We start from the raw sequence: 25,789 nt of genomic DNA, 5'->3' as shown, positions 1-25,789 counted from the left end.
ATCACAAATGTTTAAGTGGTTTCAATCAGGTTCACCTTGGATATGGTTAACAGGCGGTGCTGTCAGCATCAGCCTGATTTCGGTATTGGGCTTGCTCCTGTTTATTGGTTGGAAAGGATTAACCTATTTTTGGCCGACGCCACTTTATCAATGGCAAACTCAAGAGGGGCAAGCACTGGTTGGTCAGCTCTACTCTGAGGAAAATGTGCCATTAACACACTTAAGAGCGTTAGATATTACATGGCCCAAAGCCATACTGGATGCTGGGGAAGTGAAGCGGCTCAGTATCAAAGTCGCTAACCGAGAGCGAAATCATGCGGACTTTGTCTCGATACTGGATGTTAAACTGTCGGATAAACAAATGCCTAGCGGGTGGGCGGTAATAGAACGTAAGAGTAACGGACAGTTTTATGGCAAGCCGATTGTTTATGTGCAAACCGATGGAAGCGAGAGTTCGGATGTTCAGACCATGCTCGCTGCAGGAATGCAGGATGTCGCGTTATTGAGAGAGCAAATTGACGATGTGATTGACCAAGAGATCCGAGTCATTGGCTTTGCCGCCGAAAAATTACGTTTAGAGAAGCGTCGTAAAGAACTTAATGGAAAGCTAGAACGAACCTATTTAGAGCACTATTTTCATAAAAAGCAGGATTTGGATAGCCAATTAGCTATTGCCGAACAAAAGTTAGATGCGCTGCGCCAGCAAATGAATGGGCCGTCGTTGATTGTTGAAGAGATGAGTGGGCAACGAGTGGCGATTCCACTTAGCCAAATTCTCGATATTTGGTATCCCAATGATATGACTTTGGGGCAAAAATTGGTCCAGTGGGGAAAGCAGGTGTGGCTCTTCCTATCAGAAGATCCCCGAGAATCGAACTCTGAAGGCGGCGTATTTCCAGCCATCTTTGGTACAGTGCTGTTGGTGTTGTTGATGTCGATTATTGTCATGCCACTTGGTGTTGTAGCGGCTATTTATCTGCACGAATACGCAAAAGAGAATCTGTTTACTCGTATCATTCGAGTTGCAGTTATCAACCTTGCTGGTGTGCCATCGATTGTTTATGGGGTGTTTGGGCTTGGTTTTTTTGTTTACACCATAGGCTCATCGATTGATACGCTACTCTATAGCGAAAGGTTACCGGCCCCCACTTTTGGCACGCCTGGCTTACTGTGGTCGGCGCTCACATTAGCGGTGTTAACTCTACCCGTAGTGATTGTGACGACGGAAGAAGGGTTAACACGGATTCCCAGCGCAGTACGCCATGGCTCGTTAGCATTGGGCGCTACTCATTTTGAGACGATTTGGCGCATAGTATTGCCGATGGCAAGCCCTGCGATCATTACTGGGCTTATTCTCGCCATTGCGCGAGCCGCGGGTGAGGTTGCCCCTTTGATGCTGGTGGGTGTGGTCAAACTGGCGTCAAGTTTGCCTGTGGATGGCGAATTTCCCTTTGTACATCTTGAGCGAAAATTCATGCACTTAGGTTTTCATATTTACGATGTTGGTTTCCAAACGACCAACATCGAAGCGGCTAGGCCACTGGTGTACGCCACTTCATTTTTATTGGTGACAGTGATTGTGGCACTGAATTTAACGGCCATCAGTATCCGCAATAACTTGCGTGAGAAATATCGAACGTTAGGGCAAGATTAATTATGTTTTCCATCAATCAAACTTTGGGTTATCACGCCCCGTTAGATGTCAATAATCTGAGCGATCAACAAACGGCGATTGCGATTGAAGATCTGAATCTGTTCTATAAACAGACTTGTGCGCTGAGCCATATCTCAATGCGTATTCCCAAAGGACAAGTAACGGCGTTTATCGGCCCTTCCGGTTGTGGTAAGTCAACCTTACTGCGCTGTATTAACCGGATGAACGATCTGGTCGAAGGGTGTCGAGTTGAAGGTGAAGTCAAACTTCATGGTAGAAACGTCTATCACCCAGATGTGGATGTTGCCACGTTGCGCCGCCGAGTGGGGATGGTATTCCAACGACCCAACCCATTTCCGAAATCCATTTATGAAAACGTGGTGTATGGGCTTCGTCTACAAGGAATTAAAAATAGCCGTACTTTAGATGACTCCGTTGAGCGAGCTTTAAGAGCCGCTGCGTTATGGGATGAAGTGAAGCATCGCTTACATGAAAATGCATTTGGCCTTTCGGGTGGGCAGCAGCAACGCTTAGTGATCGCCAGAGCGATTGCTATTGAGCCAGAGGTGCTGTTGCTTGATGAGCCAACGTCCGCGTTAGATCCTATTTCTACTTTGACCATCGAAGAGTTGATTAACGATCTAAAAACCAAATACACAGTGGTGATTGTGACGCATAACATGCAACAAGCGGCAAGAGTGAGCGATCATACGGCTTTTATCCATATGGGAAAATTGATTGAGTATGCGGATACTGACTCTATTTTCACCTCCCCATTGAAAAAACAGACGGAAGACTATATTACTGGTCGATATGGTTAATACTTTCGTCAATAGCGATATTCAAAAGGAACGATGATGCATCTAGGTCGCCACATTTCAGGACAGTTCAATGTTGAACTTGAATCGATTCGCACTCATGTATTGACGATGGGCGGGCTGGTAGAGCAACAACTCTCTTTTGCGATGCAAGCATTGCATAAAGATGATGCCGATCTGGCCAGAAAAGTCGTTCGGGATGATCACAAAGTGAATGCGATGGAAGTTTCTATTGATGAGGCTTGCACGCGTATTATCGCTAAGCGACAACCGACAGCCAAGGATCTACGCTTGATCATGGCGATCATCAAAACCATTACCGACCTTGAACGAATTGGTGATGTTGCCACCAAAATTGCCTACGTCACTATCGAAAGCCCTTCACCTAAAGAGAGCAAATTTCGAGTTTCTCTTGAACCTTTATGCCGACAAGCCATTGCAATGTTGCACCAAGTGCTAGACGCTTTTGCGCGGATGGATCTTGAATCTGCTGCTGAAGTGTACCGCTTGGATGACAAGCTGGATGCCGAATACGAAGCCGTGATACGCCAACTGATGACCTATATGATGGAAGACCCTAAAAATATTCCACATATATTACAAGTCATGTGGTCTGCACGAGCCATCGAACGCGTGGGCGATCGCTGCCAGAATATCTGCGAATACATCATCTATTTTGTCAAAGGTAAGGATGTGCGCCACTTAGGTAAACAATCGATTGATGACATCCTCAAATAGCCTTTTAGATAAAGTAAGGTGAAGGAAAGTTATTCACCTTACATCAAGACATAACGGTCGCCGAAGTTAAGAAAGCTGGCGCAATACCTCTTGGATTTTAGCCGGATCGGTAATTGGGATGAGGGTGTCATCGACAGACTCTTGGCCCATTTTCACCGCATTGGCGATCATATCCATGCTACTTGCACGCGTGGTTTTGCCGGACAAATGCACTTCAGTGATGCCCGTTTTACGGATAATGTCAGTCACGTTTGATGCGTTTAAGCCAGCCCCAGCCATAATAGATAATCGACCATTCGCCAGTTTCACCATGTGTGCAATTACGGCTCGTCCTGCATAGGCATCTGGCGCTAACCCTGAAGTAAGTACACGCTCACACCCTAATTTTGCAATGTCTTCAATCGCTTGTTCATAGCTGTGGCATTGATCAATCGCACGGTGGAAAGTGGTACCCAACCCTTGCGCGGCTTGCATCATCAGTAAGCTTGCTTCAAGGTTGATGGTGCGATTCGGATTCAAAATACCAAAGACGATGCCGTCTAGTCCCGCCTGTTTTGCCATCTCGATATCGATCAACATCGAATCGAGATCATCCTGATCATAAAGAAAGTCGCCTTGACGCGGACGAATCATCGCGTAAACAGGAACGCTCGATATTTGTGCGGCCTTTTTCATTAAACCAAAGCTGGGCGTCAGTCCACCTAATGCGAGCGACGAACACAATTCAATGCGAGTAGCCCCGCCTTTAATGGCGTTGTGTAGCGATTCAATATTATCAATACACACTTCAACTTGAATATTCATAGCAAAATCCTGCTGGAAAAATTTGGTTAATGTTAGCAAGTTAGAGTAGTGACGTCTGTGTGATTGAGGTAAGAAATAGGGGTAAAGTTTACCAACCAATGCTGCCTCATTTTCGCTAAATGAATGCCAACGAAAAAGCCCAAAGCGTTAGCTTTGGGCTTGGATAAGGACTTTACTTCTTAACTGATTGGCGATGCGTTTTACGCTTTATTATATGTCCAACCATTGACCCGAGTTGAGCGCGGGCTAAGGAGAATTATTTCTTGCCTAGGTCGTCTGAGTGCTCAGCTAGGAATGCTGCAACACCTTTTGGAGATGCATCCATACCGGCTTTGCCTTCTTCCCACTGTGCTGGGCACACTTCACCATTCTTTTGGTGGAAGTTAAGCGCATCAACCATACGTAGCATTTCGTCGATGTTACGGCCTAGTGGTAGGTCGTTCACAACTTGGTGACGTACAAGACCATCTTCGTCGATGAGGAAAGAACCACGGAAAGCAACGCCTGCTTCTGGGTGCTCGACATCGTACGCTTTACAGATTTCGTGCTTCACGTCAGCGATTAGCGGGTATTTTACTTGGCCAATGCCACCGTTTTCGATAGCGGTATTACGCCATGCGTTGTGAGAGAATTGAGAATCGATAGATACACCGATTACTTCAACGCCTTTCGCTTGGAAATCTTCGAAGCGTTTGTCAAAAGCGATAAGCTCTGATGGGCAAACGAAAGTGAAGTCTAGTGGGTAGAAGAAAACAACCGCTTTCTTACCTTTAGTAAATTCTGCGAAGTTGAAGCTATCAACGATTTCACCGTTACCAAGAACAGCTGCTGCAGTAAAATCAGGGGCTTTACGACCAACTAGTACCATTTTTTTGCTCCTAAGAATAAGGTTTAGTTCCAAACCAGTGATGAGCACTGGTCCAGTCCGTTTTTGAACGAGACAAACTATAGTACAGATTGTAGGATAGTAAAAAGCGAAATAAATAGATTAGTCTCATCGAAAAAAGCGATGAGCTCTAATGACGGAATCAGAAACGGTACTCAAACAAGATAGTAGTAGAACGATGAATAAATGGCCCAGTTTGAAGCAGTTGCACTATTTAGTAACACTCTACGAAACACGGCACTTTAGTGATGCCGCTGAACGTTGTTTTGTTAGTCAATCTACCCTAAGTAAAGGGATCCAAAATTTAGAGGAATTAATAGGCTGCCCGCTTTATGAAAAGGATAAGAAAGCTCCGTTAGTGTTTACTCAAGCGGGAGAGCTGGTTGTTAGCCAAGGAAGAGAGTTACTTGCCAAAGGACAAGATTTAGTGGAACTCGGCAAGGTTTGCCAAGGCGATGAGATGCAAGGTCAGCTTAAGCTGGGTTGTATTCCAACCATTGCTCCATTTTTACTGTGTGATTTAGTGCAAGAAGTGAATGTCCGCTTTCCGAAGTTGAACTTATTATTACGAGAAGATACGACGACGAACCTTTTGGCTGCACTGCGTCATGGAGAGCTTGATGTGTTGATTTTGGCTTTGCCTGTCGATATCGGCAAAATGGAGAGCCGAGTCGTGGGGATTGATCCATTCAAAATGGTGATCAGCCGTCATCAAATGGATAGCATCCGTGTGCCAATCAAGTATGCTGACCTGCCTGATGAATCGGTGTTTTTGCTCGAAAATGTGCATTGTTTAACGGATCATGCTGTGTCGGCTTGCAAGTTAACCGCCAAAGAGAAAATTAATCCATTTACCGCAACCAGTTTACATACCTTAGTGCAGATGGTCGCCAATGGTTTAGGGACGACTTTCATTCCACAAATGGCAATCAATCATGGCTTAGTTGAAAACCAAAATTTAGTGGTCATCGAGCCTCCTGGTCAGCAAGCGTATCGAGAGATTGGTTTAGTTTGGCGGCCAAGTTCATCGCGAACTCACACTTTTAAGCAGTTAGCGGATGTGGTTTCTGGTTTACTTTAGCGATTAGTCTTACTCTTTCCTTTGCCTAAAAAATCAAAAAGTCACTTTTAATGTGGCTTTTTTCAGTTTTTTATTCTGTTAGTGTTTTTAAACTTGTAAAATTTTACAAACAATTCTTGATGAAGTTTTCATAAAATCAAAAATCTTTACAGCCACAATTTTACACATCCTATTTTCTCTTGCGTTTAAAAAGAAGCCATCTGTCTCGCTCGGTTAGTCGTAAATTCAAGCCTTACTGCGTCTCACATCATTTCGAACGTCTGTTTAAAACTAAAATCTGCCTTTTTAATTTTGTAATTAAATAACGTAATAACTTTCATATTTAACAAGGAAATCAAACATAGGTTTGAAACGGGATAAAACTTTGTTTTTAACCTTTCATTAACTTTGTCTCTTTTGCTGAATGATGAGTTGATGTAAGGTTTAATAAGGTTTTGTAAGACTTATGTCTAGCTTGGTTAGGCTTGAAATATTGGATTGACTGAGAGAAAGTGTCGGTAGAGATAAGTCAGTGGATAGCAAAAAATGAGCATTTGAATTTGTGGTTTTTAAATTACAAATGTAGTTGGAATGGTTTTAAGGAAGAGCGTTATGTTTGCACAGACCCCAGAAACAGAGTTAGCACTCAGCAAAGAACACCACGAAGCCAAGCTTGAGGTTGTTGGTGCCGTTGGCCCACATCACCAAGCTATTTTCCCTTCAGAAGCCCAAATCTTCTTGTCCACTCTGTGTGCTAAATTTGCAAGCCGTGTTGATTCGCTGCTGGATGCACGAGAAGAGCGACAAACACGTATTGATAACGGAGAACTGCCGGATTTTCTCAAGGATACGCAAGATATTCGCGAAGGAAGCTGGAAAATTCTCGGTATCCCACACGATTTACAAGATCGTCGAGTGGAGATTACGGGGCCAACCGACCGAAAAATGGTGATCAATGCATTGAATGCTAACGTCAAAGTGTTCATGGCGGATTTTGAGGATTCGATGTCACCAGCATGGGATAAAGTGCTGGATGGGCAAGTCAATTTGCGTGATGCCATTGAAGGAACCATTAGCTATACCAATCCTGACAATGGTAAGTGCTACCAGCTTAAAGATAACCCAGCGGTGCTCATTTGTCGGGTACGCGGTCTGCACCTTAAAGAAAAGCATGTTAAATATGCAGGGCAAAGTATTCCGGGTTCGCTGTTTGATTTTGCACTCTACTTTTACAACAACTATAAATCATTGCTTAAAAAAGGCAGTGGCCCTTATTTTTATCTTCCAAAACTTCAGGCCTATCAAGAAGCAAAGTGGTGGAGTGACGTTTTCCATTTTACCGAAGAGTATTTTGGGTTAGAAACTGGCACCATTAAAGCCACCGTATTGATTGAAACCTTACCCGCCGTGTTCGAGATGGACGAAATATTGTTCTCGCTTAAAGAACACATTGTCGGCTTAAATTGTGGCCGCTGGGATTACATTTTCAGTTATATCAAGACATTGAAAAATTATCCGGATCGGGTGCTACCAGATCGCCAAGTTGTCACAATGGAAAAGCCGTTTCTTAACGCTTATTCACGCTTGCTGATCTATACCTGTCATAAGCGTGGCGCATTTGCGATGGGCGGTATGGCCGCGTTCATTCCAGCTAAAGATCCCCAAGAAAATCAGTTGGTTCTCGATAAAATTCATCACGATAAATTACTTGAAGCCAATAATGGTCATGACGGTACTTGGGTTGCCCATCCCGGTTTAGCGGATACGGCAAAAGCGGTCTTTGACCAAGTACTGGGCGAGCGTTGTAACCAATTAGATGTTACGCGTCTGTCTGATGCGCCGATTCATGCCAATGAGCTGTTGACCCCATGTGAAGGGGAACGTACCGAGCAGGGCATGCGTCATAATATTCGAGTTGCACTTCAGTACATCGAAGCATGGATCTCCGGCAATGGCTGTGTCCCCATTTATGGTTTGATGGAAGATGCGGCGACCGCAGAGATTTCTCGAGCGTCAATATGGCAATGGATCAAGCATGGAAAAGCCTTGGATAATGGTCAGATTGTTACCAAAGCGCTTTTTGAGCAGTATCTTGCGCAAGAAATTGAAGTCGTGAAACAGGAAATCGGCACGCAGCGATTTGCACAAGGACGATTTAGCGAAGCGGCACAATTGATGGCTCGCTTAACTACCAGCGATGAGCTGACTCATTTTCTCACCGTTCCGGGTTATGACTACCTAGATTGATGAGATTTAAAACCAATAACTAATAACCAATTACTGACAACCAATAACGTGAAGCTGTTTTCAAAAGCAGAATAGGTCGTACTGCTGAGAAAAGGATGACAGTGCGCTTGCGCATCAAAATAAGAGGGATAGACCATGACATTAACTCGCCGCCAACAAATCGAAGCTCTAGAAAAAGATTGGGCAACCAACCCACGCTGGAAAAATGTAAAGCGTACTTATACTGCTGCTGAAGTGGTTGACCTGCGCGGTTCAATCACTCCAGCCAACACCTTGGCCCAACGTGGCGCTGATAAATTGTGGTCACTGGTTAACGGCAGTGCCAAAAAAGGTTATGTGAACTGTTTGGGTGCATTGACAGGTGGTCAAGCGGTACAACAAGCCAAAGCGGGAATTGAGGCGATTTATCTCTCCGGCTGGCAAGTAGCGGCAGACAACAACACCGCTTCCACCATGTACCCAGACCAATCGCTCTATCCAGTCGATTCTGTTCCATCGGTGGTCAAGCGCATCAACAACTCGTTTCGTCGTGCCGATCAAATTCAGTGGGCGGCCGGAAAATCACCGGAAGATGAAGGTGGTATTGATTACTTCTTACCGATTGTTGCTGATGCTGAAGCCGGTTTTGGTGGCGTACTCAATGCTTACGAGTTGATGAAGTCGATGATTGAAGCAGGGGCGGCCGGTGTGCACTTTGAAGATCAGTTGGCGTCAGTAAAAAAATGCGGACACATGGGCGGCAAGGTTCTGGTTCCGACTCAAGAAGCGGTTCAAAAATTGATTGCGGCACGTTTGGCCGCTGACGTATCAGGGACAACCACTTTGGTCATTGCTCGTACTGATGCAAACGCGGCGGATCTACTGACCTCGGATTGCGACGCATACGATCGTGATTTTATCCAAGGTGAGCGTACTCAAGAAGGTTTCTATCGCGTGAATGCTGGGATTGAGCAAGCGATTTCACGCGGCCTCGCTTACGCGCCGTATGCTGACCTCGTGTGGTGTGAAACCGCTAAGCCTGATTTGGATGAAGCCCGCCAATTTGCCGAAGCAATTCTAGCGCAATACCCAGATCAACTGCTGGCTTATAACTGTTCTCCCTCTTTCAACTGGGAGAAAAACTTGGATGCAGACACCATTGCTCGTTTCCAGCAAGAGTTGTCGGACATGGGGTACAAATATCAATTCATCACCTTAGCGGGCATTCATAACATGTGGTACAACATGTTTGAGTTAGCACATGCTTACGCGCAAGGCGAAGGTATGCGTCATTACGTTGAGAAAGTTCAGCGTCCAGAGTTTGAAGCAGCATCAAGAGGTTATACCTTTGTTGCACACCAACAAGAGGTGGGAACGGGTTACTTTGACCGGATGACCAATACCATCCAAGGTGGCAGCTCTTCCGTGACCGCGTTAACGGGCTCTACCGAAGAAGACCAATTTTAATTAGCTATACTTCCCAATCATTATCTGTGTAACACCTTTGAGCGGCGTAAGCCGCTCTTTTTTATGTGAGGCACTTATATTAGGGAGTGAGCGTTATTCAATATCGACTTCGTCCGGTTCACTCTCTTCTTGTAGCTCAAGTAAGGTAACAGCTACCCCAATAAAGTCCGTGTCAGTAATAATGCCCACTAGTTGGCCTTTATCTACAACGGGTAAGCAGCCTACTTTATGTTTTTGCATGTAGATAGCACTCTCTCTTAACCCCGCTCGCGGGTCAACCGTCATGATTTCAGTATGCATCACCTCATATAACGGCGTTGTCAGTGTATATGATTGATCTTCAGGGATGTTTTTTAAGCTCGACTCTTGCGCGGCAAGAATATCTCGATGAGTAATGATACCGAGCAGTTTTTTGTGTGGATCGACGATAGGGATGTGGCGAATATCCAACGCTTCCATAGTGTGCTTAGCATCGGCTAACGTGTGTGTACGCAACAGGGTATGGGGGTTGCGAGTCATCATGTCTTCTATTTTGATCATAACGAGCTCCTTTTTATTATTGACCTGATTCAACTATAGTTTTTTCTGCGCAAAATATCTGAGAGCTCCCGCTATTTTTACTTTGATTGATGCGTAAAGATTGAGTGCCATTTTCATGTTTAATTACATTAAATTTAGAACTGGGTCTGACGAGCGAAGCAGTTTGCGTATATACTACGGCGCTTAAAAAAATTACGTCATCCACTCAAAACGAACAAGATAAGAACTATGCAAGTTTCAGACTTTCACTTTGAACTTCCCGATGAGCTGATTGCTCGTTACCCAACGGCTGAACGTACGGCGAGTCGCTTACTGCAATTAGACGGTAACAGCGGTGAACTGGCGGATGGCTCATTTAAAGACGTTCTTGACCGAGTTCAGCCCGGCGATTTATTGGTTTTTAACAATACACGTGTCATCCCGGCTCGCATGTTTGGGCGCAAAGCTTCAGGCGGCAAACTGGAAGTATTGGTCGAACGAATGTTGGATGAACAGACGATTTTAGCTCATGTTCGCTCATCTAAGCCGCCAAAACCGGGCAGTGAGTTGTATTTAGGTGAGCATGACGAATATCATGCACATATGGTGGCTCGCCATGACGCGCTGTTCGAGATTCGTTTTACAGCGTCAAAGACGGTACTGGAGATCTTAAACGAGATTGGCCATATGCCGTTGCCGCCTTACATTGACCGCCCTGATGAAGATGCTGATAAAGAGCGTTATCAAACCGTATACAACCAAAAACCGGGAGCTGTCGCTGCACCGACCGCCGGTTTGCATTTCGATGAGGCTCTGCTTGAGCAAATCAAAGCGAAAGGCGTCGAATTTGCTTACGTAACCTTGCATGTTGGCGCTGGAACCTTCCAGCCAGTACGAGTCGACAATATTCACGATCACCATATGCATGCAGAATATGTTGAAGTGCCACAAGAGGTAGTCGATGCCGTCAACGCGACGAAAGCGCGTGGTGGCCGAGTGATCGCTGTTGGAACTACGTCGGTGCGCTCACTGGAAAGTGCCGCGCAAGATGCGCTTAAAAAGGGCACTGAGCTGGTTCCTTTTTTCGGTGACACTGAAATTTTCATCTTCCCTGGTTATGAGTATCAGTTGGTGGATTGCTTAATCACTAACTTCCACTTACCAGAGTCGACACTGATTATGCTCGTCAGCGCTTTTGCTGGTTATGAGCATACTATGGCCGCGTACGCGCATGCCGTGAAACATCAATATCGTTTCTTTAGTTATGGTGATGCGATGTTTATCACCAAGAACACCAATTAACGAGTGCTAGCATTACGCTAGGAGAAGAAGCTCCGCTTCGTTTTTCGCTAGGAATTGGCGACCGCTCTAGAGGGGTGCTTGCACCTAATCATGATACGTCAGACTGTTTCTCTGACATTGGAGGCTTCGTGAAGTTAACATACGAACTTAAAAAGAAAAACGGAAATGCTCGCCGTGGGCAATTAACCTTTGAACGTGGCACTGTGCAAACACCGGCATTCATGCCTGTAGGTACTTACGGCACAGTAAAGGGCATGACACCGGAAGAAGTAAAAGAGACGGGCGCAGAAATTTTGCTCGGTAATACTTTTCACCTGTGGCTGCGCCCTGGCCAAGAAGTGATGAAAATGCACGGCGACTTGCATGATTTTATGAATTGGCAAGGCCCGATCCTCACCGATTCAGGTGGTTTCCAAGTGTTTAGCTTGGGTGATATTCGCAAAATCACAGAAGAAGGGGTGCATTTTCGTAACCCAGTCAATGGTGACAAGATTTTCATGGACGCAGAAAAGTCGATGGAAATTCAAAAAGATCTGGGCTCTGACATTGTGATGATTTTCGATGAGTGTACGCCGTACCCTGCGACGCACGACGAAGCGAAAAAATCAATGGAGATGTCTTTACGCTGGGCGCAGCGTTCACGTGACCATTTCGACAAATTAGAGAACACCAACTCGCTATTTGGTATCGTGCAAGGCAGTGTTTACGAAGATTTGCGTGATGTTTCCGTGAAAGGCTTAACCGAGATCGGATTTGATGGCTACGCGGTTGGTGGCTTAGCGGTGGGTGAACCTAAAGAAGACATGCACCGTGTACTTGAGCACACCTGTCCACAATTGCCAGAAGACAAACCACGCTACCTGATGGGTGTCGGTAAACCTGAAGACTTAGTAGAAGGGGTACGTCGCGGTATCGATATGTTTGACTGTGTGATGCCAACGCGAAATGCACGTAATGGCCATCTATTTGTGACGGGTGGTGTGATCAAGATCCGTAATGCAGTACATAAAACCGATACAACTGCGCTGGATCCGCATTGTGACTGTTACACTTGCAAAAATTATTCGAAGTCGTATTTACACCATCTGGATCGTTGTAACGAAATTCTGGGTGCGCGTTTAAATACTATTCATAACTTACGTTATTACCAACGCCTGATGGCAAGCATTCGTTTAGCGATTGAAGAAGATCGCTTCGACGCGTTTGTTGAGGAGTTTTATGCTCGTCGCAATCGTGAAGTTCCACCAATGGGCCAATAACGGTTTTGCTGCGTTTTGCTTGATTTGTGAAGTGATAAACTTGAAATTAAGCCAACGCAGCCCAATTAGAATTACATTACACAACAATATTTTAGAGGACGTTTTCAATGAGTTTAATTTCTGTAGCACACGCAGCAGGTGAAGGTGCATCACAAGGTGGCGGTTATGAAATGCTGATCATGCTTGGTATGTTTGCGGTTATTTTCTACTTCATGATTTACCGCCCACAAGCCAAACGTGTTAAAGAGCATAAAAGTTTGATGGCCGCCATGACTAAAGGTGATGAAGTGTTAACCAGTGGCGGTTTAGTGGGTAAAATCACTAAAATCGCAGAAGACAGCGATTACATCTCTATCGAACTGAATGTGAACAATGAAATTGTGATCAAAAAAGATTTCATTACAGCGGTGCTACCAAAAGGTACGCTTAAGTCTTTATAACAGCTAAAGGATCCTTGCTGTGCTAAACCGTTATCCGTTATGGAAGTATTTGTTAGTGGTGTTCGCCATCACTCTCTCTGCTTTATATGCACTTCCAAATATTTACGGTGAAGATCCGGCAATTCAAATTACAGGGGCGCGTGGCGCCTCTGTTGATATGTCAACGCTGGATGCTGTCACCAAAGCTCTTGATAAAGAGAGCCTTTCTCATAAATCCATTGCTCTAGAGAATGGATCAATTCTTGTTCGATTTAACGATACCGATACTCAAATCAGTGCGCGTGATGTGGTGAGTGAAGCGTTAGGCAAAGATACAATTGTTGCACTTAACCTTGCTCCTTCAACGCCTTCTTGGTTGGAATCGATTGGCGCGGCACCGATGAAGCTTGGCCTTGATCTGCGTGGTGGTGTTCACTTCTTAATGGAAGTGGATATGGATGCCGCAATGGAAAAATTGATTGGCCAGCAAGAAGAAGCGTTTCGCAGCGAACTGCGTGATGACAAAATTCGCTACCGCGCCATTCGCTCAGTGGGCAACGACCGAGTGGAAGTCACTTTGCGTGACGATGAGCAATTAGAGCAAGCACAGCAAGCATTAACGTCGAAACATCCTGATATGACTTTTACTACGTCTAAGGCTGACGGTCGCTTTGCGCTGATTGCTCAATTTACTGAGCAGCGTTTGCAGGAAGTTCGAAATTACGCCGTTGAGCAGAACATCACGATTTTGCGTAACCGTGTTAACGAATTAGGGGTCGCTGAACCCTTAGTGCAGCGCCAAGGTGCCAGCCGCATTGTGGTTGAATTACCGGGGGTTCAAGATACCGCTCGTGCTAAAGAAATTCTTGGCGCAACCGCGACTCTTGAGTTTCGTGAAGTTGATGACAAGGCTGATTTAGCCGCCGCGGCTTCTGGTCGTGCTCCTGCTGGGAGTGAAATCAAATCTGATCGTAATGGTCGCCCGGTTGTCTTGAAAAAACGCGTGATTCTAGGGGGTCAAAGTATCACGGATGCCAGCTCTAGCATGGATGAATATGGTCGCCCGCAAGTGAACATTTCGTTAGATAGCGAAGGCGGAAATAAGATGTCGGCGTTCTCTAAAAAGAACATTGGCAAGCTTATGGCAACGGTATTTGCAGAGTACAAAGACAGCGGCCGTCGGACACCTGATGGCAAAGTGATTCTGGATAAGCATGAAGAAGTGATCAACCAAGCAACGATTCAGTCGGCTCTTGGGCGTAACTTCCGTATCACGGGAATTGACTCTGCTGCAGAAGCTCAAAACCTTGCACTTTTACTGCGTGCAGGTGCGTTAATTGCGCCAATCTCTATTGTTGAAGAGCGTACCATTGGTCCATCAATGGGGCAGCAAAATATCGATATGGGCATTCAAGCCTGCATCTGGGGTATGGTTGCGGTGATGCTCTTTACGCTGCTTTACTACCGTGGTTTTGGCTTGATTGCCAATATTGCATTGATGGCGAACCTTGTGCTCATTATTGGTGTGATGTCGATGATCCCAGGGGCGACAATGACCTTGCCGGGTATTGCGGGCATCGTATTGACGGTCGGTATGGCCGTGGATGCTAACGTTCTGATCTTCGAGCGTATTCGTGAAGAGCTCCGTGATGGACGAAACCCACAACAAGCTATCCACCAAGGCTATGCTAACGCGTTCAGTACCATTGCTGATGCCAACATCACTACGTTGATCACGGCAATCATTCTATTTGCTGTGGGCACTGGAGCCATCAAAGGGTTTGCCGTCACACTTTCTATCGGTATTTTAACCTCAATGTTTACCGCTATTATCGGGACTCGCTGTATTGTGAACCTGCTATATGGTGGTAAACGCATTAAAAAATTGTCGATCTAAGGCTAGGAATTACTATGTTTCAGATTCTAAAAGCAGATAAAACGATCGACTTTATGCGTTGGTCTAAATTTGCGTTTTTATTCTCTCTTTTAATGATTGGTGCGTCTATTTTCACTTTATCAACCAAGTGGTTGAACTGGGGACTGGACTTCACCGGCGGTACTTTGATTGAAGTTGGGTTTGAACACCCAGCTAATCTTGAAGATATCCGCAGTGCTTTGGAAGCGAAAGGGTTTGGCGATGCGACGGTGCAGAATTTCGGTTCCGCGCGCGAAGTGATGGTTCGTCTTCGTCCACGTGCTGACATGGTTGGCGAGACGTTAGGCAATCAAATTCTTTCTGCTATTAAAGAGGGGACAGGAAAAAGTGTCGAGATGCGCCGCATTGAGTTCGTTGGCCCGAATGTGGGCGATGAATTAGCTGAAGCCGGAGGCTTAGCGATTTTGGCTTCGCTCATCTGTATTTTGCTTTATGTCTCCGTTCGTTTTGAATGGCGGCTCGCTGCGGGCGCGGTGATGTCACTGGCACACGATGTGATCATCACGCTTGGCATCTTCTCTATCATGCAAATTGAGGTTGATTTAACGATTGTTGCCGCTTTGCTGACCGTTGTCGGTTACTCGCTCAACGATACGATTGTGGTATTTGACCGTATCCGTGAAAACTTCCGTAAATTGCGTAAAGGTGATTCAGCCGAGATCATGAACAGCTCAATTACCCAAACCTTGAGCCGGACTTTGATTACATCGGGAACCACCTTGCTGGTGGTGATCGCACTCTTTGTGCAAGGTGGGGCGAACATACATGGTTTTGCCACCGCTTTACTGCTCGGTATCACCGTGGGTACTTATTCATCTATCTATGTCGCATCAGCGTTGGCATTGAAATTAGGAATTACCCGTGAGCACCTACTTCCACCTCAAGTGGAAAAAGAGGGTGCGGAGTTCGACGAACTTCCTTAGCAGCCTGAAAGTTTCTTAAATAGCCAAAGCCGCAGAATATTCTGCGGCTTTTTTCTACCCTATCCCACCGCGGTCACTCTAAGTAGCAAAGTATAAAACGAAACTAAAAAAGCCTCGTATATTGCTATACGAGGCTTGAATCAATTTTGACGGTGTTGATGGTATTTAGTGCAACCTATTTAAGAATAGCGCTGTTACCGTTATCACGAATGTGTTTCAGAATCGCTTTAACACCACGGGCACTTGAACCTACAATGTTGCCCGATTTCATGTATTCAGTACCGCCAGAGAAATCGGTAAGAATAACGCCTGCTTCACGAGCGATCAGCTCGCCAGCGGCTAAATTCCAAGGTCTTAAACCCAGTTCAAAGTAACCATCGACACGGTTTGAAGCTAGGTAACATAAATCAAGCGCAGGAGAACCAGTACGACGGAAATCAGCACATTCAACAAACAGTGCAGACATGATTTTCATGAAAGATTCGGCATGTTGCTTTTGTTTGTATGGGAAACCAGTAGCGAGAATAGTGCCTTGAAGATCTTTTAACTGTTTAACACGAAGGCGTGAGTTGTTTAATTGCGCACCAGCACCACGTTGAGCGGTAAACAGCTCATTGCGCATTGGGTCATAAACACAAGCAACTTCTGTTTTGCCTTTAATGCGAACCGCGATGGAAACGGCGAAGTGGGGTAAACCTTTGACGAAGTTTGTTGTGCCATCCAGTGGGTCGATGATCCATTGAACGTCCTTATCTTTACCGTCGATAAGCCCGTTTTCTTCAGCAACGATACTGTGTTCTGGGTAAGAACTTTTGATTGTATCGATGATCATAGTTTCTGCTTCTTTGTCTACGTTAGTAACAAAGTCATTAGTCCCTTTCTGAGTTGTTTCGATTTTCTCAGTATTTTCTAGTGATTTAGCAATATGGTTACCAGCTTTTCGCGCAGCGCGAATAGCAATGTTTAGCATTGGATGCATACAGTTTTCCCAACGGATGTTAAAGAACGAAAAAGCGGGCAGCAGTATAACAAAGTTTTATTAAAAAGGAAGTGGCTATTTTTTGCTCGGTTGTTCATGTGTAGCTAAAGGACCTGACCATTTTAGTCAGGTTTATGTTAGTATTCTGTCGTTTAAAATAGAGTGGCGTACAACGTAATGCTAGACAATGTAAAAATCATTTTAGTAGGGACATCTCATTCAGGAAATATTGGTTCTGCTGCCCGAGCGATGAAGGTCATGGGCCTAAGTAAAATGATTTTGGTTTCGCCTCTATGCGAGGTAGACGCTCAAGCGATCGCTCTAGCTGCTGGAGCAAGCGACATTGCGTTAAATGCGGAGGTCGTGGATACGCTAGAGCAGGCTGTCGCAGATTGTGGCCTGGTGGTTGGGTCAAGTGCACGCTCACGAACTTTAGAATGGCCAATGCTTGAACCACGTGAATGTGGGGAAAAATTGGCGCAAGAAGGGCAGCAATACCCGGTTGCTTTAGTATTTGGCCGAGAAAAAACCGGGCTGACCAACGATGAACTGCAAAAATGCCATTTTCATGTGTGCATTCCGGCTAATCCTGAATACAGTTCGTTAAACCTTGCTATGGCCGTACAAACATTGAGTTATGAGGTGCGTGTTGCCTATCTAAATAATGAAAAAAAAGCGTATCAAGCCCAGCCAGAAGAAGCGTATCCTCTGCATCACGAATTAGAAATGTTCTATCAGCATCTTGAAAAGGTAATGATACAGACACAGTTTATTTCAAAGGAACAGCCGGGACAGATCATGAATAAACTCCGTCGGCTATTTTCTCGTTCGCGTCCAGAGTCTCAAGAAATCAATATATTACGTGGTGTGTTGACCTCAATTGAGAAGCATCGCAGCAATCAATAATTATCCAGATTAATAATAGGGTTAAATACCCGACTAAATTAGTCAAATAAATACTTGACCTATTTAGTCAGGTATGGAAAAATTCCAACCACATAATCAATGTGGATACGGTGATATGAGACTTACATCTAAAGGAAGATATGCGGTTACAGCCATGTTAGATGTGGCTCTGCATTCGCAACAAACCCCAGTGCCACTGGCGGATATTTCCGAACGGCAAGGCATTTCGCTCTCTTACCTTGAGCAGCTGTTTTCTAAACTGCGTAAAGCGGGGCTAGTTGCTAGTGTGCGTGGTCCAGGTGGTGGATACCGCTTAGGTGCAGATGCCTGCTCAATTTCGATTGGTACTGTGATTGCCGCTGTTGATGAATCAGTTGATGCAACAAAATGTAATGGAAGAGCCGACTGCCAAGGTGGCACTCGCTGCTTAACACATACGTTATGGCGAGATCTTAGCTCTCGCATTAGTGACTTTCTAAACAACATTACTCTTGGCGAGTTAATGATTGATAATGAAGTACTAGAAATTTCTGACCGCCAAGGCTTGGGCCTGACGGTGAACCACGGGTTAACCAATAAAAATACCAATACCGTGATTATCGGCTCGGTGCCCGTAGGTCTTAATGCCCGCTCATAGCGGCAATGTTTACATTGGAGTAGAAAATGAAACTGCCTATTTATTTTGACTATTCAGCTACCTGTCCAGTTGACCCTCGCGTGGCTGAAAAGATGGTTCAGTACATGACGATGGATGGTGTTTTTGGTAATCCAGCATCGCGATCGCACCGTTATGGCTGGCAGGCAGAAGAAGCCGTAGACACTGCGCGTGAGCAAATTGCTGAACTGCTTAATGCTGATCCTCGCGAAATCGTATTCACATCCGGTGCGACAGAGTCAGACAACCTCGCGATCAAAGGTGTGGCGCATTTCTATGCCAAGCAAGGTAAGCATATCATTACCTGTAAAACCGAGCATAAAGCGGTGCTTGATCCATGTCGTCAGCTTGAGCGTGAAGGTTATGAAGTGACCTATCTTGAGCCAGAATCGAATGGCTTGATTGATCTAAAAAAATTAGAAGCGGCAATGCGTGATGACACAATTTTGGTGTCGATCATGCACGTGAACAACGAAATTGGCGTAATTCAGGACATCATGGCGATCGGTGAGCTTTGCCGTGAACGCAAGATAATTTTCCACGTAGATGCAGCGCAATCTGCCGGTAAAATTCCCCTTGATGTTCAAGAAATGAAAGTGGATCTTATCTCCCTTTCTGCGCATAAAGCGTATGGACCTAAAGGGATTGGCGCATTATATGTTCGCCGTAAACCTCGTATCCGTCTTGAAGCGCAAATGCACGGTGGCGGCCATGAACGTGGTTTCCGTTCAGGCACATTACCAACGCACCAAATCGTAGGTATGGGTGAAGCATTCCGCATTGCCAAGCAAAACATGCAAAAAGATTTTGACCACGCAAAAGCATTGCGTGATCGTCTACTCGCTGGTGTACAAGACATGGAAGCTGTGAGTGTGAATGGCGATTTAGATCAGCGTGTTCCGCACAACCTGAATATTAGTTTTGCCTTTGTTGAAGGCGAATCGCTACTGATGTCTTTGAAAGACTTAGCAGTATCATCAGGTAGTGCTTGTACGTCGGCCAGCTTAGAGCCGTCATATGTACTGCGCGCGCTTGGTTTGAACGATGAAATGGCGCACAGCTCAATTCGTTTCTCATTTGGCCGTTTTACGACCGAAGAGGAAGTGGACTACGCCGTTGAACAAATCCGCGTAGCCGTAAGCAAATTACGTGACATGTCTCCTCTATGGGATATGTATCAAGAGGGTGTGGATTTAAACACCGTTGAATGGGCACATCACTAGTCCTTTAAAAGGCACTGGTTTATTCCCAAGGAAATAGAGGATTAGAGGTAACTATCATGGCATACAGCGAAAAAGTAATTGATCACTATGAAAACCCACGTAATGTTGGCTCTTTTGATAAAGAAGATCCAACCATTGGTAGTGGTATGGTTGGCGCTCCAGCTTGTGGCGACGTAATGAAGCTACAAATTAAAGTGACGCCAGAAGGCATCATTGAAGATGCAAAATTTAAAACCTACGGTTGTGGTAGCGCGATTGCTTCGAGCTCACTGGTTACTGAATGGGTCAAAGGCAAGAGCATTGACGAAGCGGCAGCTATTAAGAACTCTGAAATCGCGGAAGAGCTAGAGCTTCCACCAGTGAAAGTTCACTGTTCGATTTTGGCGGAAGATGCGATCAAAGCTGCCGTTGCCGATTATAAAAAGAAACACCAACAATAATATTAAGGGAGTGAATGATGGTTCACTCCCATAAGTTCAAACTAAGAATCTAAGGTTGTAGTATGGCCATTACCTTAACTGAAACAGCAGCGCATCGCGTTCGAGCATTCCTAGATAACCGAGGCAAAGGCGTAGGTTTACGTCTTGGAGTGAAAACAACAGGCTGCTCGGGTATGGCTTACGTGCTTGAATTCGTTGATGACGTTAACGAAGAAGACGAAGTGTTTGAAGATCATGGTGTCAAAGTGATTATCGATTCGAAAAGCCTCGTCTACCTTGATGGCACACAGCTTGACTATGTCAAAGAAGGGCTAAACGAAGGTTTTGAGTTCAACAACCCGAATGCAAAAAGCGAATGTGGTTGTGGTGAAAGCTTCAACGTGTAACGGATTGGCTTTCGGCGTGACTAGGCTCACTTGAGCCTAGTGTCGAGCACTAGGAGCAATGTGTTAATGAACTATTTTGAATTATTTGGGCTACCAAGTCAGTTTGCACTGGATGGTAGCCTTCTTTCTTCTCAGTTTCGTGCGCTGCAAAAACGGTTTCATCCCGACAACTTTGCCACTGCGTCTGAGCGAGATCGCCTGCTTGCTGTGCAAAACGCCTCACAAATCAATGATGCTTATCAAACATTAAAATCGCCGATCAGTCGCGCAGAATACTTGTTGCTTGAACAAGGCATAGAGTTACGCGCAGAACACCAAACCATGCAAGATCCGCTGTTTTTAATGGAGCAAATGGAGCTGCGAGAAGAGCTTGAAGCCATCGCCTCACAGTCTGATGTTGAAAGTGCGTTATTCGATTTTGAAAACAGAGTCAGCAAGATGTATAAACAGCATCTTATCTTGGTTGAGCAACAACTTAACCATGCTCAATGGAGCCTTGCGGCTGATACGGTTCGCAAGCTTAAATTTATTGCCAAGCTCAAAAATGAAATAGAAAGAGTCGAAGAACAGTTACTCGGCTAGTTCGATAATAAGGACCAACCCATGGCATTACTTCAAATTGCAGAACCCGGTCAAAGCTCTGCGCCGCATCAGCATAAACTCGCAGCGGGTATCGACTTGGGGACAACCAACTCATTAGTCGCATCGGTTCGAAGCGGTAATGCGACGACGCTTGCTGATGAACAAGGACGCTCGATCCTCCCTTCGGTGGTCCACTATTCGGCTCAAGAGCGTTGCGTAGGCTTTGATGCCAGAGCACACGCGCAAGTTGATCCTGCCAATACCATCATTTCTGTGAAGCGTTTGATCGGCCGTTCACTGGCTGACATTCAGGCGCGTTATCCCACATTGCCTTATCGCTTCAAAGCCAGTGACAACGGTTTGCCTATTTTGCAAACGGCGCAAGGTGATAAGAACCCGATTCAAGTTTCCGCCGATATTCTTCAATCTCTTGCTCAGCGTGCCGAAGCGTCGTTAGGTGGTGAATTAGCGGGCGTGGTGATTACCGTACCTGCTTATTTTGATGATGCGCAACGCGTGGGCACCAAAGATGCCGCTCAACTTGCCGGCTTGCACGTACTGCGTTTACTCAATGAACCTACCGCTGCAGCGATTGCCTATGGCTTAGACTCAGCGCAAGAAGGTGTGATTGCGGTTTATGATTTAGGTGGCGGTACGTTTGATATCTCTATCTTACGTCTGTCGAAAGGCGTGTTTGAGGTACTCGCGACCGGTGGCGATTCCGCGCTCGGTGGTGATGATTTTGACCATTTGATTGCTGACCATTTTTTGAGCCAAATCAGCTTGGCTGAACCGCTCAGTGCTGAGCAGCAACGAGCATTGCTTGATGCGGCCACCGAAGCGAAAATCGCCTTATCTGATACTGATAGTGTCGAGGTTTCTGTACTGGGTTGGCAAGGGCGTTTAACTCGCGATGAGTTTAACCAACTCATCACGCCACTAGTAAAAAAAACCTTACTATCGTGTCGTCGAGCACTCAAAGATGCCGAGATTACTGCAGATGAAGTGTTGGAAGTGGTGATGGTCGGCGGTTCAACTCGTACGCCACTGGTTCGAGATTTAGTTGGTGAATTTTTTGGTCGCACACCACTAACTAGCATCAACCCTGATGAAGTTGTCGCGATTGGTGCAGCAATTCAAGCCGACATTTTGGTGGGTAATAAACCCGATTCAGAAATGTTACTGCTGGATGTAATTCCCCTGTCGCTGGGTATTGAAACCATGGGTGGCTTAGTGGAAAAAATCATCCCACGTAACACCACCATTCCTGTTGCGAAAGCTCAAGAATTCACCACCTTCAAAGATGGTCAAACAGCCATGAGCATCCATACGGTGCAGGGCGAACGTGAGATGGTAGACGATTGCCGCTCATTGGCTCGTTTTTCACTAAAAGGTATTCCACCAATGACGGCGGGTGCCGCGCATATCCGCGTAACTTATCAAGTTGATGCAGATGGCTTACTCTCTGTGACAGCGATGGAAAAAAGTACGGGAGTTCAGGCGGAAATTCAAGTTAAGCCCTCGTATGGACTGAGTGATAATGAAGTAGCAAATATGCTGCGAGATTCGATGACGTTTGCCAAACAAGATATGCAGACTCGCGCTCTGGCAGAGCAACGTGTAGAAGCCGATCGTGTAATCGAAGGTTTGATCTCTGCCTTACAGGCCGATGGTGATGAATTGTTATCTGAGTCAGAAAAGCAGATCCTTCTGAATGCAATAGAAGATTTAATTGTGCTGCGTAATGGTGATAGCGCCGATGCCATCGAGCAAGGAATTAAAGAGACAGACAAAGCCAGCCAAGATTTTGCTTCACGCCGTATGGATAAATCCATTCGCAGTGCACTTGCTGGTCAATCGGTAGATGATATTTAAAGAGAAAAATTATGCCTAAGATTATTGTGTTACCTCACCAAGAGCTTTGTCCTGAAGGTGCCGTTCTGGAAGCGCAAGCAGGAGAAACCGTACTGGATGTGGCGCTGAAAAATGGTATCGCTATTGAACATGCGTGTGAAAAATCCTGCGCATGCACGACTTGCCATATTATCGTTCGCGAAGGGTTTGACTCACTTGATGAGAGTGATGAGTTGGAAGATGACATGCTTGATAAAGCGTGGGGTCTTGAACCTGAATCTCGCCTTGGCTGCCAAGCTAGAGTCGCTAACGAAGATTTAGTGGTTGAAATTCCAAAGTACACACTCAATCTGGCTTCTGAAGATCATTAATCCTATTGAGCGTATTAACGCCCGTTCACTGTTTGTAAAAGGAAAGCAAAATGAAATGGACCGATTCTCGTGATATTGCGATCGAGCTTTGTGAGCAATACCCAGACGTAGATCCTAAAAATGTACGTTTTACGGATCTACACCAGTGGGTGATGGAACTGGAAGAGTTTGATGATGAGCCAAACCGTTCCAACGAAAAAATTCTCGAAGCGATTATTCTATGTTGGATGGAAGAGATCGACTAAGACTATTGCTAACATGATGGTTATTCAGTAAAACATCACAGAGTTAACAATTTTAACTAAAAAGAGCGGACCGAATGGTCCGTTTTTTTATCAAGTTGACATTTTGACCCTACAAAATGCTAACATCCCTTGGTTATTTAATCGTAATGGCACAGGTGAGGCCATATTCAGGCAAGGAGAAACCATGTCTACAAAGATGTCCGTATTTATCAGCCAACAAGCTGCCCAGCCTCAGTGGGGAGAAAAGGCGATTGTTTCGTTTTCAGAAAATGGTGCCACAATTCATGCTATTGAGAGTGAGCATGAACTCAGCGCGGTTCAGCGCGCGGCACGTAAGCTTGATGGGCAAGCTATCAGAGCTATCAGCCTACAAGGTGACGGTTGGCACTTAGAAAATATTTGGGCTTTCTACCAAGGTTATCGTGAAGCGAAAAAACTCAACACACTAGAATGGCAACCGCTGAGTGAGTCAGATCAAGCCGAGTTAGAATATCGTATTAAAGCGACGGAATGGACGCGTGATATCATCAATAAAAGCGCTGAAGAAGTCGCGCCGCGTCAGTTAGCGACCATGGCGGCTGAGTTCATCAAATCGCTAGCCCCTGAGCATGTCAGCTACCGCATTGTCAAAGATAAAGATCTACTCACCGAAGGTTGGGAAGGTATTTATGCGGTTGGTCGCGGCTCCGAGCGCACATCAGCTATGCTGCAACTCGATTACAATCCGACAGGAAAAGAAAGTGCTCCTGTTTTTGCTTGCTTAATTGGCAAAGGCATTACTTTTGATTCTGGTGGTTACAGTTTAAAAACGTCCAACTTTATGTCGGCGATGAAAGCGGATATGGGGGGCGCTGCAACGATCACCGGTGGTCTTGGTTTGGCTATCATGCGTGGTTTTAATAAACGTGTGAAACTCATTTTGTGTTGTGCAGAAAATATGGTTTCCGGACGCGCCTTGAAACTAGGTGATATCATCACTTATAAAAACGGCACCACAGTTGAAATAATGAACACCGATGCAGAAGGCCGCCTAGTGTTGGCCGATGGCTTGATTTATGCCAACGAGCAAAAACCACAGCTTATTATTGATTGCGCGACATTAACGGGTGCCGCCAAAAATGCACTCGGCAATGATTACCATGCACTACTCAGCTTTGATGAGAGCTTATCCCAGCAGGCATTGGTGGCAGCTCACCAAGAGAAAGAAGGCTTATGGCCTCTGCCTTTGGCTGAGTTTCATCGCTCTATGTTACCTTCAAGCTTTGCGGATCTCTCTAACATCAGCTCAGGTGATTATTCACCGGGAGCAAGTACCGCAGCGGCCTTCCTCTCTTACTTTGTTGAAGATTACAAAAAAGGGTGGCTGCACTTTGATTGCGCTGGTACTTACCGAAAATCAGCAAGCGATAAATGGGCCGCAGGTGCAACGGCAATGGGGGTGCGTACATTAGCACGCATTTTGACCGACCAAGCTCAATAATGAAAAACCGCTCAACTCTCTGTTTTGGGCGGTTCACTATAACTAAAAAAACAAAAGAAAAAGGATAACCTTATGGCTCTAGAAAGAACATTTTCTATCATTAAACCCGATGCGGTAGAACGTAACTTGATTGGTGAAATCTATCACCGTATCGAAAAATCAGGTTTGCGTATTATCGCCGCGAAAATGGTACATTTGAACGAAGAGCAAGCGAGCGGCTTTTATGCTGAGCATGAAGGCAAAGCGTTTTTTCCAGCACTAAAAGAATTTATGACCTCAGGGCCGATCATGGCTCAAGTGCTTGAAGGTGAAGATGCTATTGCTCGTTACCGCGAATTAATGGGTAAAACTAACCCAGAAGAAGCGGCATGTGGAACCATTCGTGCTGATTACGCATTAAGCATGCGCCATAACTCAGTTCATGGCAGTGATAGTCCTGAATCGGCGGCACGTGAAATCGCTTTTTTCTTCCCTGAATCAGAGATTTTCTCTCGTTAATCTTGGCGTTTTCTATCCCAAATTCTTTCGATTAAGGCCTCACGTTGTGAGGCTTTTTTATACTCGTATGATTGGGAGCTGCAGAGTAAAAACAATCCGGCAAGCATTGAATGACTTAGTAATTGAAGGGTTGTACAACCCTTGTTGTTACTGCATAAA

Annotated in this window: 26 protein-coding genes; 22 read left to right on the top strand and 4 right to left on the bottom strand. The window is 45.4% G+C overall.

Annotation, left to right across the window (positions count from 1 at the left end; all coding sequences use genetic code 11):
* The first annotated feature begins 7 nt into the window (after window positions 1–7).
* Genes pstA through phoU form a run of 3 tightly spaced genes read left to right on the top strand, consistent with a single transcriptional unit; the run spans window position 8 to window position 3,210 of the window.
* Window positions 8–1,654, top strand: a complete 1,647-nt coding sequence (gene pstA, locus AACV32_RS02350) for a phosphate ABC transporter permease PstA (RefSeq protein WP_013857516.1) — start codon at window positions 8–10, stop codon at window positions 1,652–1,654.
* A gap of 2 nt (window positions 1,655–1,656) precedes the next feature.
* Window positions 1,657–2,475 (top strand): phosphate ABC transporter ATP-binding protein PstB, encoded by an 819-nt coding sequence (gene pstB, locus AACV32_RS02345; protein WP_010320428.1) that lies wholly within the window; start codon window positions 1,657–1,659, stop codon window positions 2,473–2,475.
* 36 nt (window positions 2,476–2,511) lie between these two features.
* The gene (gene phoU, locus AACV32_RS02340; RefSeq protein WP_010320427.1) at window positions 2,512–3,210 is read left to right on the top strand and encodes a phosphate signaling complex protein PhoU; all 699 of its coding nucleotides are present in this window, start codon (window positions 2,512–2,514) and stop codon (window positions 3,208–3,210) included.
* Window positions 3,211–3,276: 66 nt separating this feature from the next.
* On the opposite strand, the gene AACV32_RS02335 is transcribed toward phoU, so the two are convergent.
* Together AACV32_RS02335 and AACV32_RS02330 are read right to left on the bottom strand one after the other, a co-directional pair.
* Window positions 3,277–4,113 carry a copper homeostasis protein CutC gene (locus AACV32_RS02335; RefSeq protein ID WP_170894863.1) on the bottom strand — a complete coding sequence of 279 codons (837 nt, stop codon included), beginning with the start codon at window positions 4,111–4,113 and terminating at the stop codon, window positions 3,277–3,279.
* A gap of 157 nt (window positions 4,114–4,270) precedes the next feature.
* Entirely contained in the window at window positions 4,271–4,882 is a 612-nt protein-coding gene (locus AACV32_RS02330) for a peroxiredoxin C (RefSeq protein ID WP_010320425.1), read from the bottom strand.
* A gap of 196 nt (window positions 4,883–5,078) precedes the next feature.
* On the opposite strand from AACV32_RS02330, the gene AACV32_RS02325 reads away from it, so the two are divergent.
* The 3 genes from AACV32_RS02325 to aceA all read left to right on the top strand — a co-directional run bounded on the left by AACV32_RS02325 (window position 5,079) and on the right by aceA (window position 9,653).
* Window positions 5,079–5,981: a hydrogen peroxide-inducible genes activator gene (locus tag AACV32_RS02325; protein ID WP_013857512.1), complete on the top strand. Its 903-nt coding sequence runs from the start codon at window positions 5,079–5,081 to the stop codon at window positions 5,979–5,981.
* Between the two features lie 591 nt (window positions 5,982–6,572).
* Window positions 6,573–8,207: a malate synthase A gene (gene aceB, locus AACV32_RS02320; protein ID WP_026028092.1), complete on the top strand. Its 1,635-nt coding sequence runs from the start codon at window positions 6,573–6,575 to the stop codon at window positions 8,205–8,207.
* A 135-nt stretch (window positions 8,208–8,342) separates the two neighbouring features.
* Complete coding sequence (gene aceA, locus AACV32_RS02315) at window positions 8,343–9,653, top strand: isocitrate lyase (RefSeq protein ID WP_013857509.1); 1,311 nt, start codon at window positions 8,343–8,345, stop codon at window positions 9,651–9,653.
* A 93-nt stretch (window positions 9,654–9,746) separates the two neighbouring features.
* Here aceA and AACV32_RS02310 read toward each other — a convergent pair whose 3' ends face one another.
* Entirely contained in the window at window positions 9,747–10,193 is a 447-nt protein-coding gene (locus tag AACV32_RS02310) for a CBS domain-containing protein (RefSeq protein WP_170894862.1), read from the bottom strand.
* Between the two features lie 228 nt (window positions 10,194–10,421).
* On the opposite strand from AACV32_RS02310, the gene queA reads away from it, so the two are divergent.
* The 5 genes from queA (at window position 10,422) to secF (ending at window position 16,011) form a co-directional block, all read left to right on the top strand.
* Window positions 10,422–11,474, top strand: a complete 1,053-nt coding sequence (gene queA / locus AACV32_RS02305; RefSeq protein ID WP_026027701.1) for a tRNA preQ1(34) S-adenosylmethionine ribosyltransferase-isomerase QueA — start codon at window positions 10,422–10,424, stop codon at window positions 11,472–11,474.
* A 128-nt stretch (window positions 11,475–11,602) separates the two neighbouring features.
* Window positions 11,603–12,733 (top strand): tRNA guanosine(34) transglycosylase Tgt, encoded by a 1,131-nt coding sequence (gene tgt, locus AACV32_RS02300; protein WP_026027700.1) that lies wholly within the window; start codon window positions 11,603–11,605, stop codon window positions 12,731–12,733.
* A 107-nt stretch (window positions 12,734–12,840) separates the two neighbouring features.
* Entirely contained in the window at window positions 12,841–13,173 is a 333-nt protein-coding gene (gene yajC, locus AACV32_RS02295; protein WP_013857505.1) for a preprotein translocase subunit YajC, read from the top strand.
* A 19-nt stretch (window positions 13,174–13,192) separates the two neighbouring features.
* Window positions 13,193–15,049, top strand: a complete 1,857-nt coding sequence (secD, locus tag AACV32_RS02290; protein WP_017044259.1) for a protein translocase subunit SecD — start codon at window positions 13,193–13,195, stop codon at window positions 15,047–15,049.
* A gap of 14 nt (window positions 15,050–15,063) precedes the next feature.
* Window positions 15,064–16,011 carry a protein translocase subunit SecF gene (secF, locus tag AACV32_RS02285; RefSeq protein ID WP_013857503.1) on the top strand — a complete coding sequence of 316 codons (948 nt, stop codon included), beginning with the start codon at window positions 15,064–15,066 and terminating at the stop codon, window positions 16,009–16,011.
* A gap of 175 nt (window positions 16,012–16,186) precedes the next feature.
* Here secF and suhB read toward each other — a convergent pair whose 3' ends face one another.
* The gene (gene suhB, locus AACV32_RS02280; RefSeq protein WP_013857502.1) at window positions 16,187–16,990 is read right to left on the bottom strand and encodes an inositol-1-monophosphatase; all 804 of its coding nucleotides are present in this window, start codon (window positions 16,988–16,990) and stop codon (window positions 16,187–16,189) included.
* Window positions 16,991–17,167: 177 nt separating this feature from the next.
* Between suhB and trmJ the strand changes: the two genes are divergently transcribed.
* The 11 genes from trmJ (at window position 17,168) to ndk (ending at window position 25,630) form a co-directional block, all read left to right on the top strand.
* Window positions 17,168–17,896, top strand: coding sequence for a tRNA (cytosine(32)/uridine(32)-2'-O)-methyltransferase TrmJ (trmJ, locus tag AACV32_RS02275; RefSeq protein ID WP_170894861.1), 729 nt, complete (start codon window positions 17,168–17,170; stop codon window positions 17,894–17,896).
* Window positions 17,897–18,011: 115 nt separating this feature from the next.
* Window positions 18,012–18,533: a Fe-S cluster assembly transcriptional regulator IscR gene (iscR, locus tag AACV32_RS02270; RefSeq protein WP_026027698.1), complete on the top strand. Its 522-nt coding sequence runs from the start codon at window positions 18,012–18,014 to the stop codon at window positions 18,531–18,533.
* A gap of 26 nt (window positions 18,534–18,559) precedes the next feature.
* Entirely contained in the window at window positions 18,560–19,774 is a 1,215-nt protein-coding gene (locus AACV32_RS02265) for an IscS subfamily cysteine desulfurase (RefSeq protein ID WP_170894860.1), read from the top strand.
* 56 nt (window positions 19,775–19,830) lie between these two features.
* On the top strand, window positions 19,831–20,214 hold the full coding sequence (gene iscU / locus AACV32_RS02260; protein ID WP_010320409.1) for a Fe-S cluster assembly scaffold IscU: 384 nt from the start codon (window positions 19,831–19,833) through the stop codon (window positions 20,212–20,214).
* Window positions 20,215–20,276: 62 nt separating this feature from the next.
* Window positions 20,277–20,600 carry an iron-sulfur cluster assembly protein IscA gene (gene iscA / locus AACV32_RS02255; protein ID WP_010320408.1) on the top strand — a complete coding sequence of 108 codons (324 nt, stop codon included), beginning with the start codon at window positions 20,277–20,279 and terminating at the stop codon, window positions 20,598–20,600.
* Between the two features lie 66 nt (window positions 20,601–20,666).
* On the top strand, window positions 20,667–21,182 hold the full coding sequence (gene hscB, locus AACV32_RS02250; protein WP_094132407.1) for a co-chaperone HscB: 516 nt from the start codon (window positions 20,667–20,669) through the stop codon (window positions 21,180–21,182).
* Between the two features lie 21 nt (window positions 21,183–21,203).
* Window positions 21,204–23,057, top strand: coding sequence for a Fe-S protein assembly chaperone HscA (hscA, locus tag AACV32_RS02245; protein ID WP_170894859.1), 1,854 nt, complete (start codon window positions 21,204–21,206; stop codon window positions 23,055–23,057).
* A gap of 11 nt (window positions 23,058–23,068) precedes the next feature.
* Window positions 23,069–23,407 (top strand): ISC system 2Fe-2S type ferredoxin, encoded by a 339-nt coding sequence (gene fdx, locus AACV32_RS02240; protein WP_010320405.1) that lies wholly within the window; start codon window positions 23,069–23,071, stop codon window positions 23,405–23,407.
* A gap of 50 nt (window positions 23,408–23,457) precedes the next feature.
* Window positions 23,458–23,652 carry a Fe-S cluster assembly protein IscX gene (gene iscX / locus AACV32_RS02235; RefSeq protein ID WP_010320404.1) on the top strand — a complete coding sequence of 65 codons (195 nt, stop codon included), beginning with the start codon at window positions 23,458–23,460 and terminating at the stop codon, window positions 23,650–23,652.
* Window positions 23,653–23,836: 184 nt separating this feature from the next.
* Window positions 23,837–25,132, top strand: coding sequence for an aminopeptidase PepB (pepB, locus tag AACV32_RS02230; protein WP_026028095.1), 1,296 nt, complete (start codon window positions 23,837–23,839; stop codon window positions 25,130–25,132).
* Window positions 25,133–25,204: 72 nt separating this feature from the next.
* On the top strand, window positions 25,205–25,630 hold the full coding sequence (gene ndk / locus AACV32_RS02225; RefSeq protein WP_013857494.1) for a nucleoside-diphosphate kinase: 426 nt from the start codon (window positions 25,205–25,207) through the stop codon (window positions 25,628–25,630).
* Window positions 25,631–25,789: the final 159 nt, after the last annotated feature.

Source organism: Vibrio sp. B7 (assembly GCF_963888765.1).
Taxonomy (GTDB): Bacteria; Pseudomonadota; Gammaproteobacteria; order Enterobacterales; family Vibrionaceae; genus Vibrio; species Vibrio anguillarum.
Note: the sequence above shows the minus strand (reverse complement) of the source record. Positions and strands in the feature narration are given on the sequence as shown.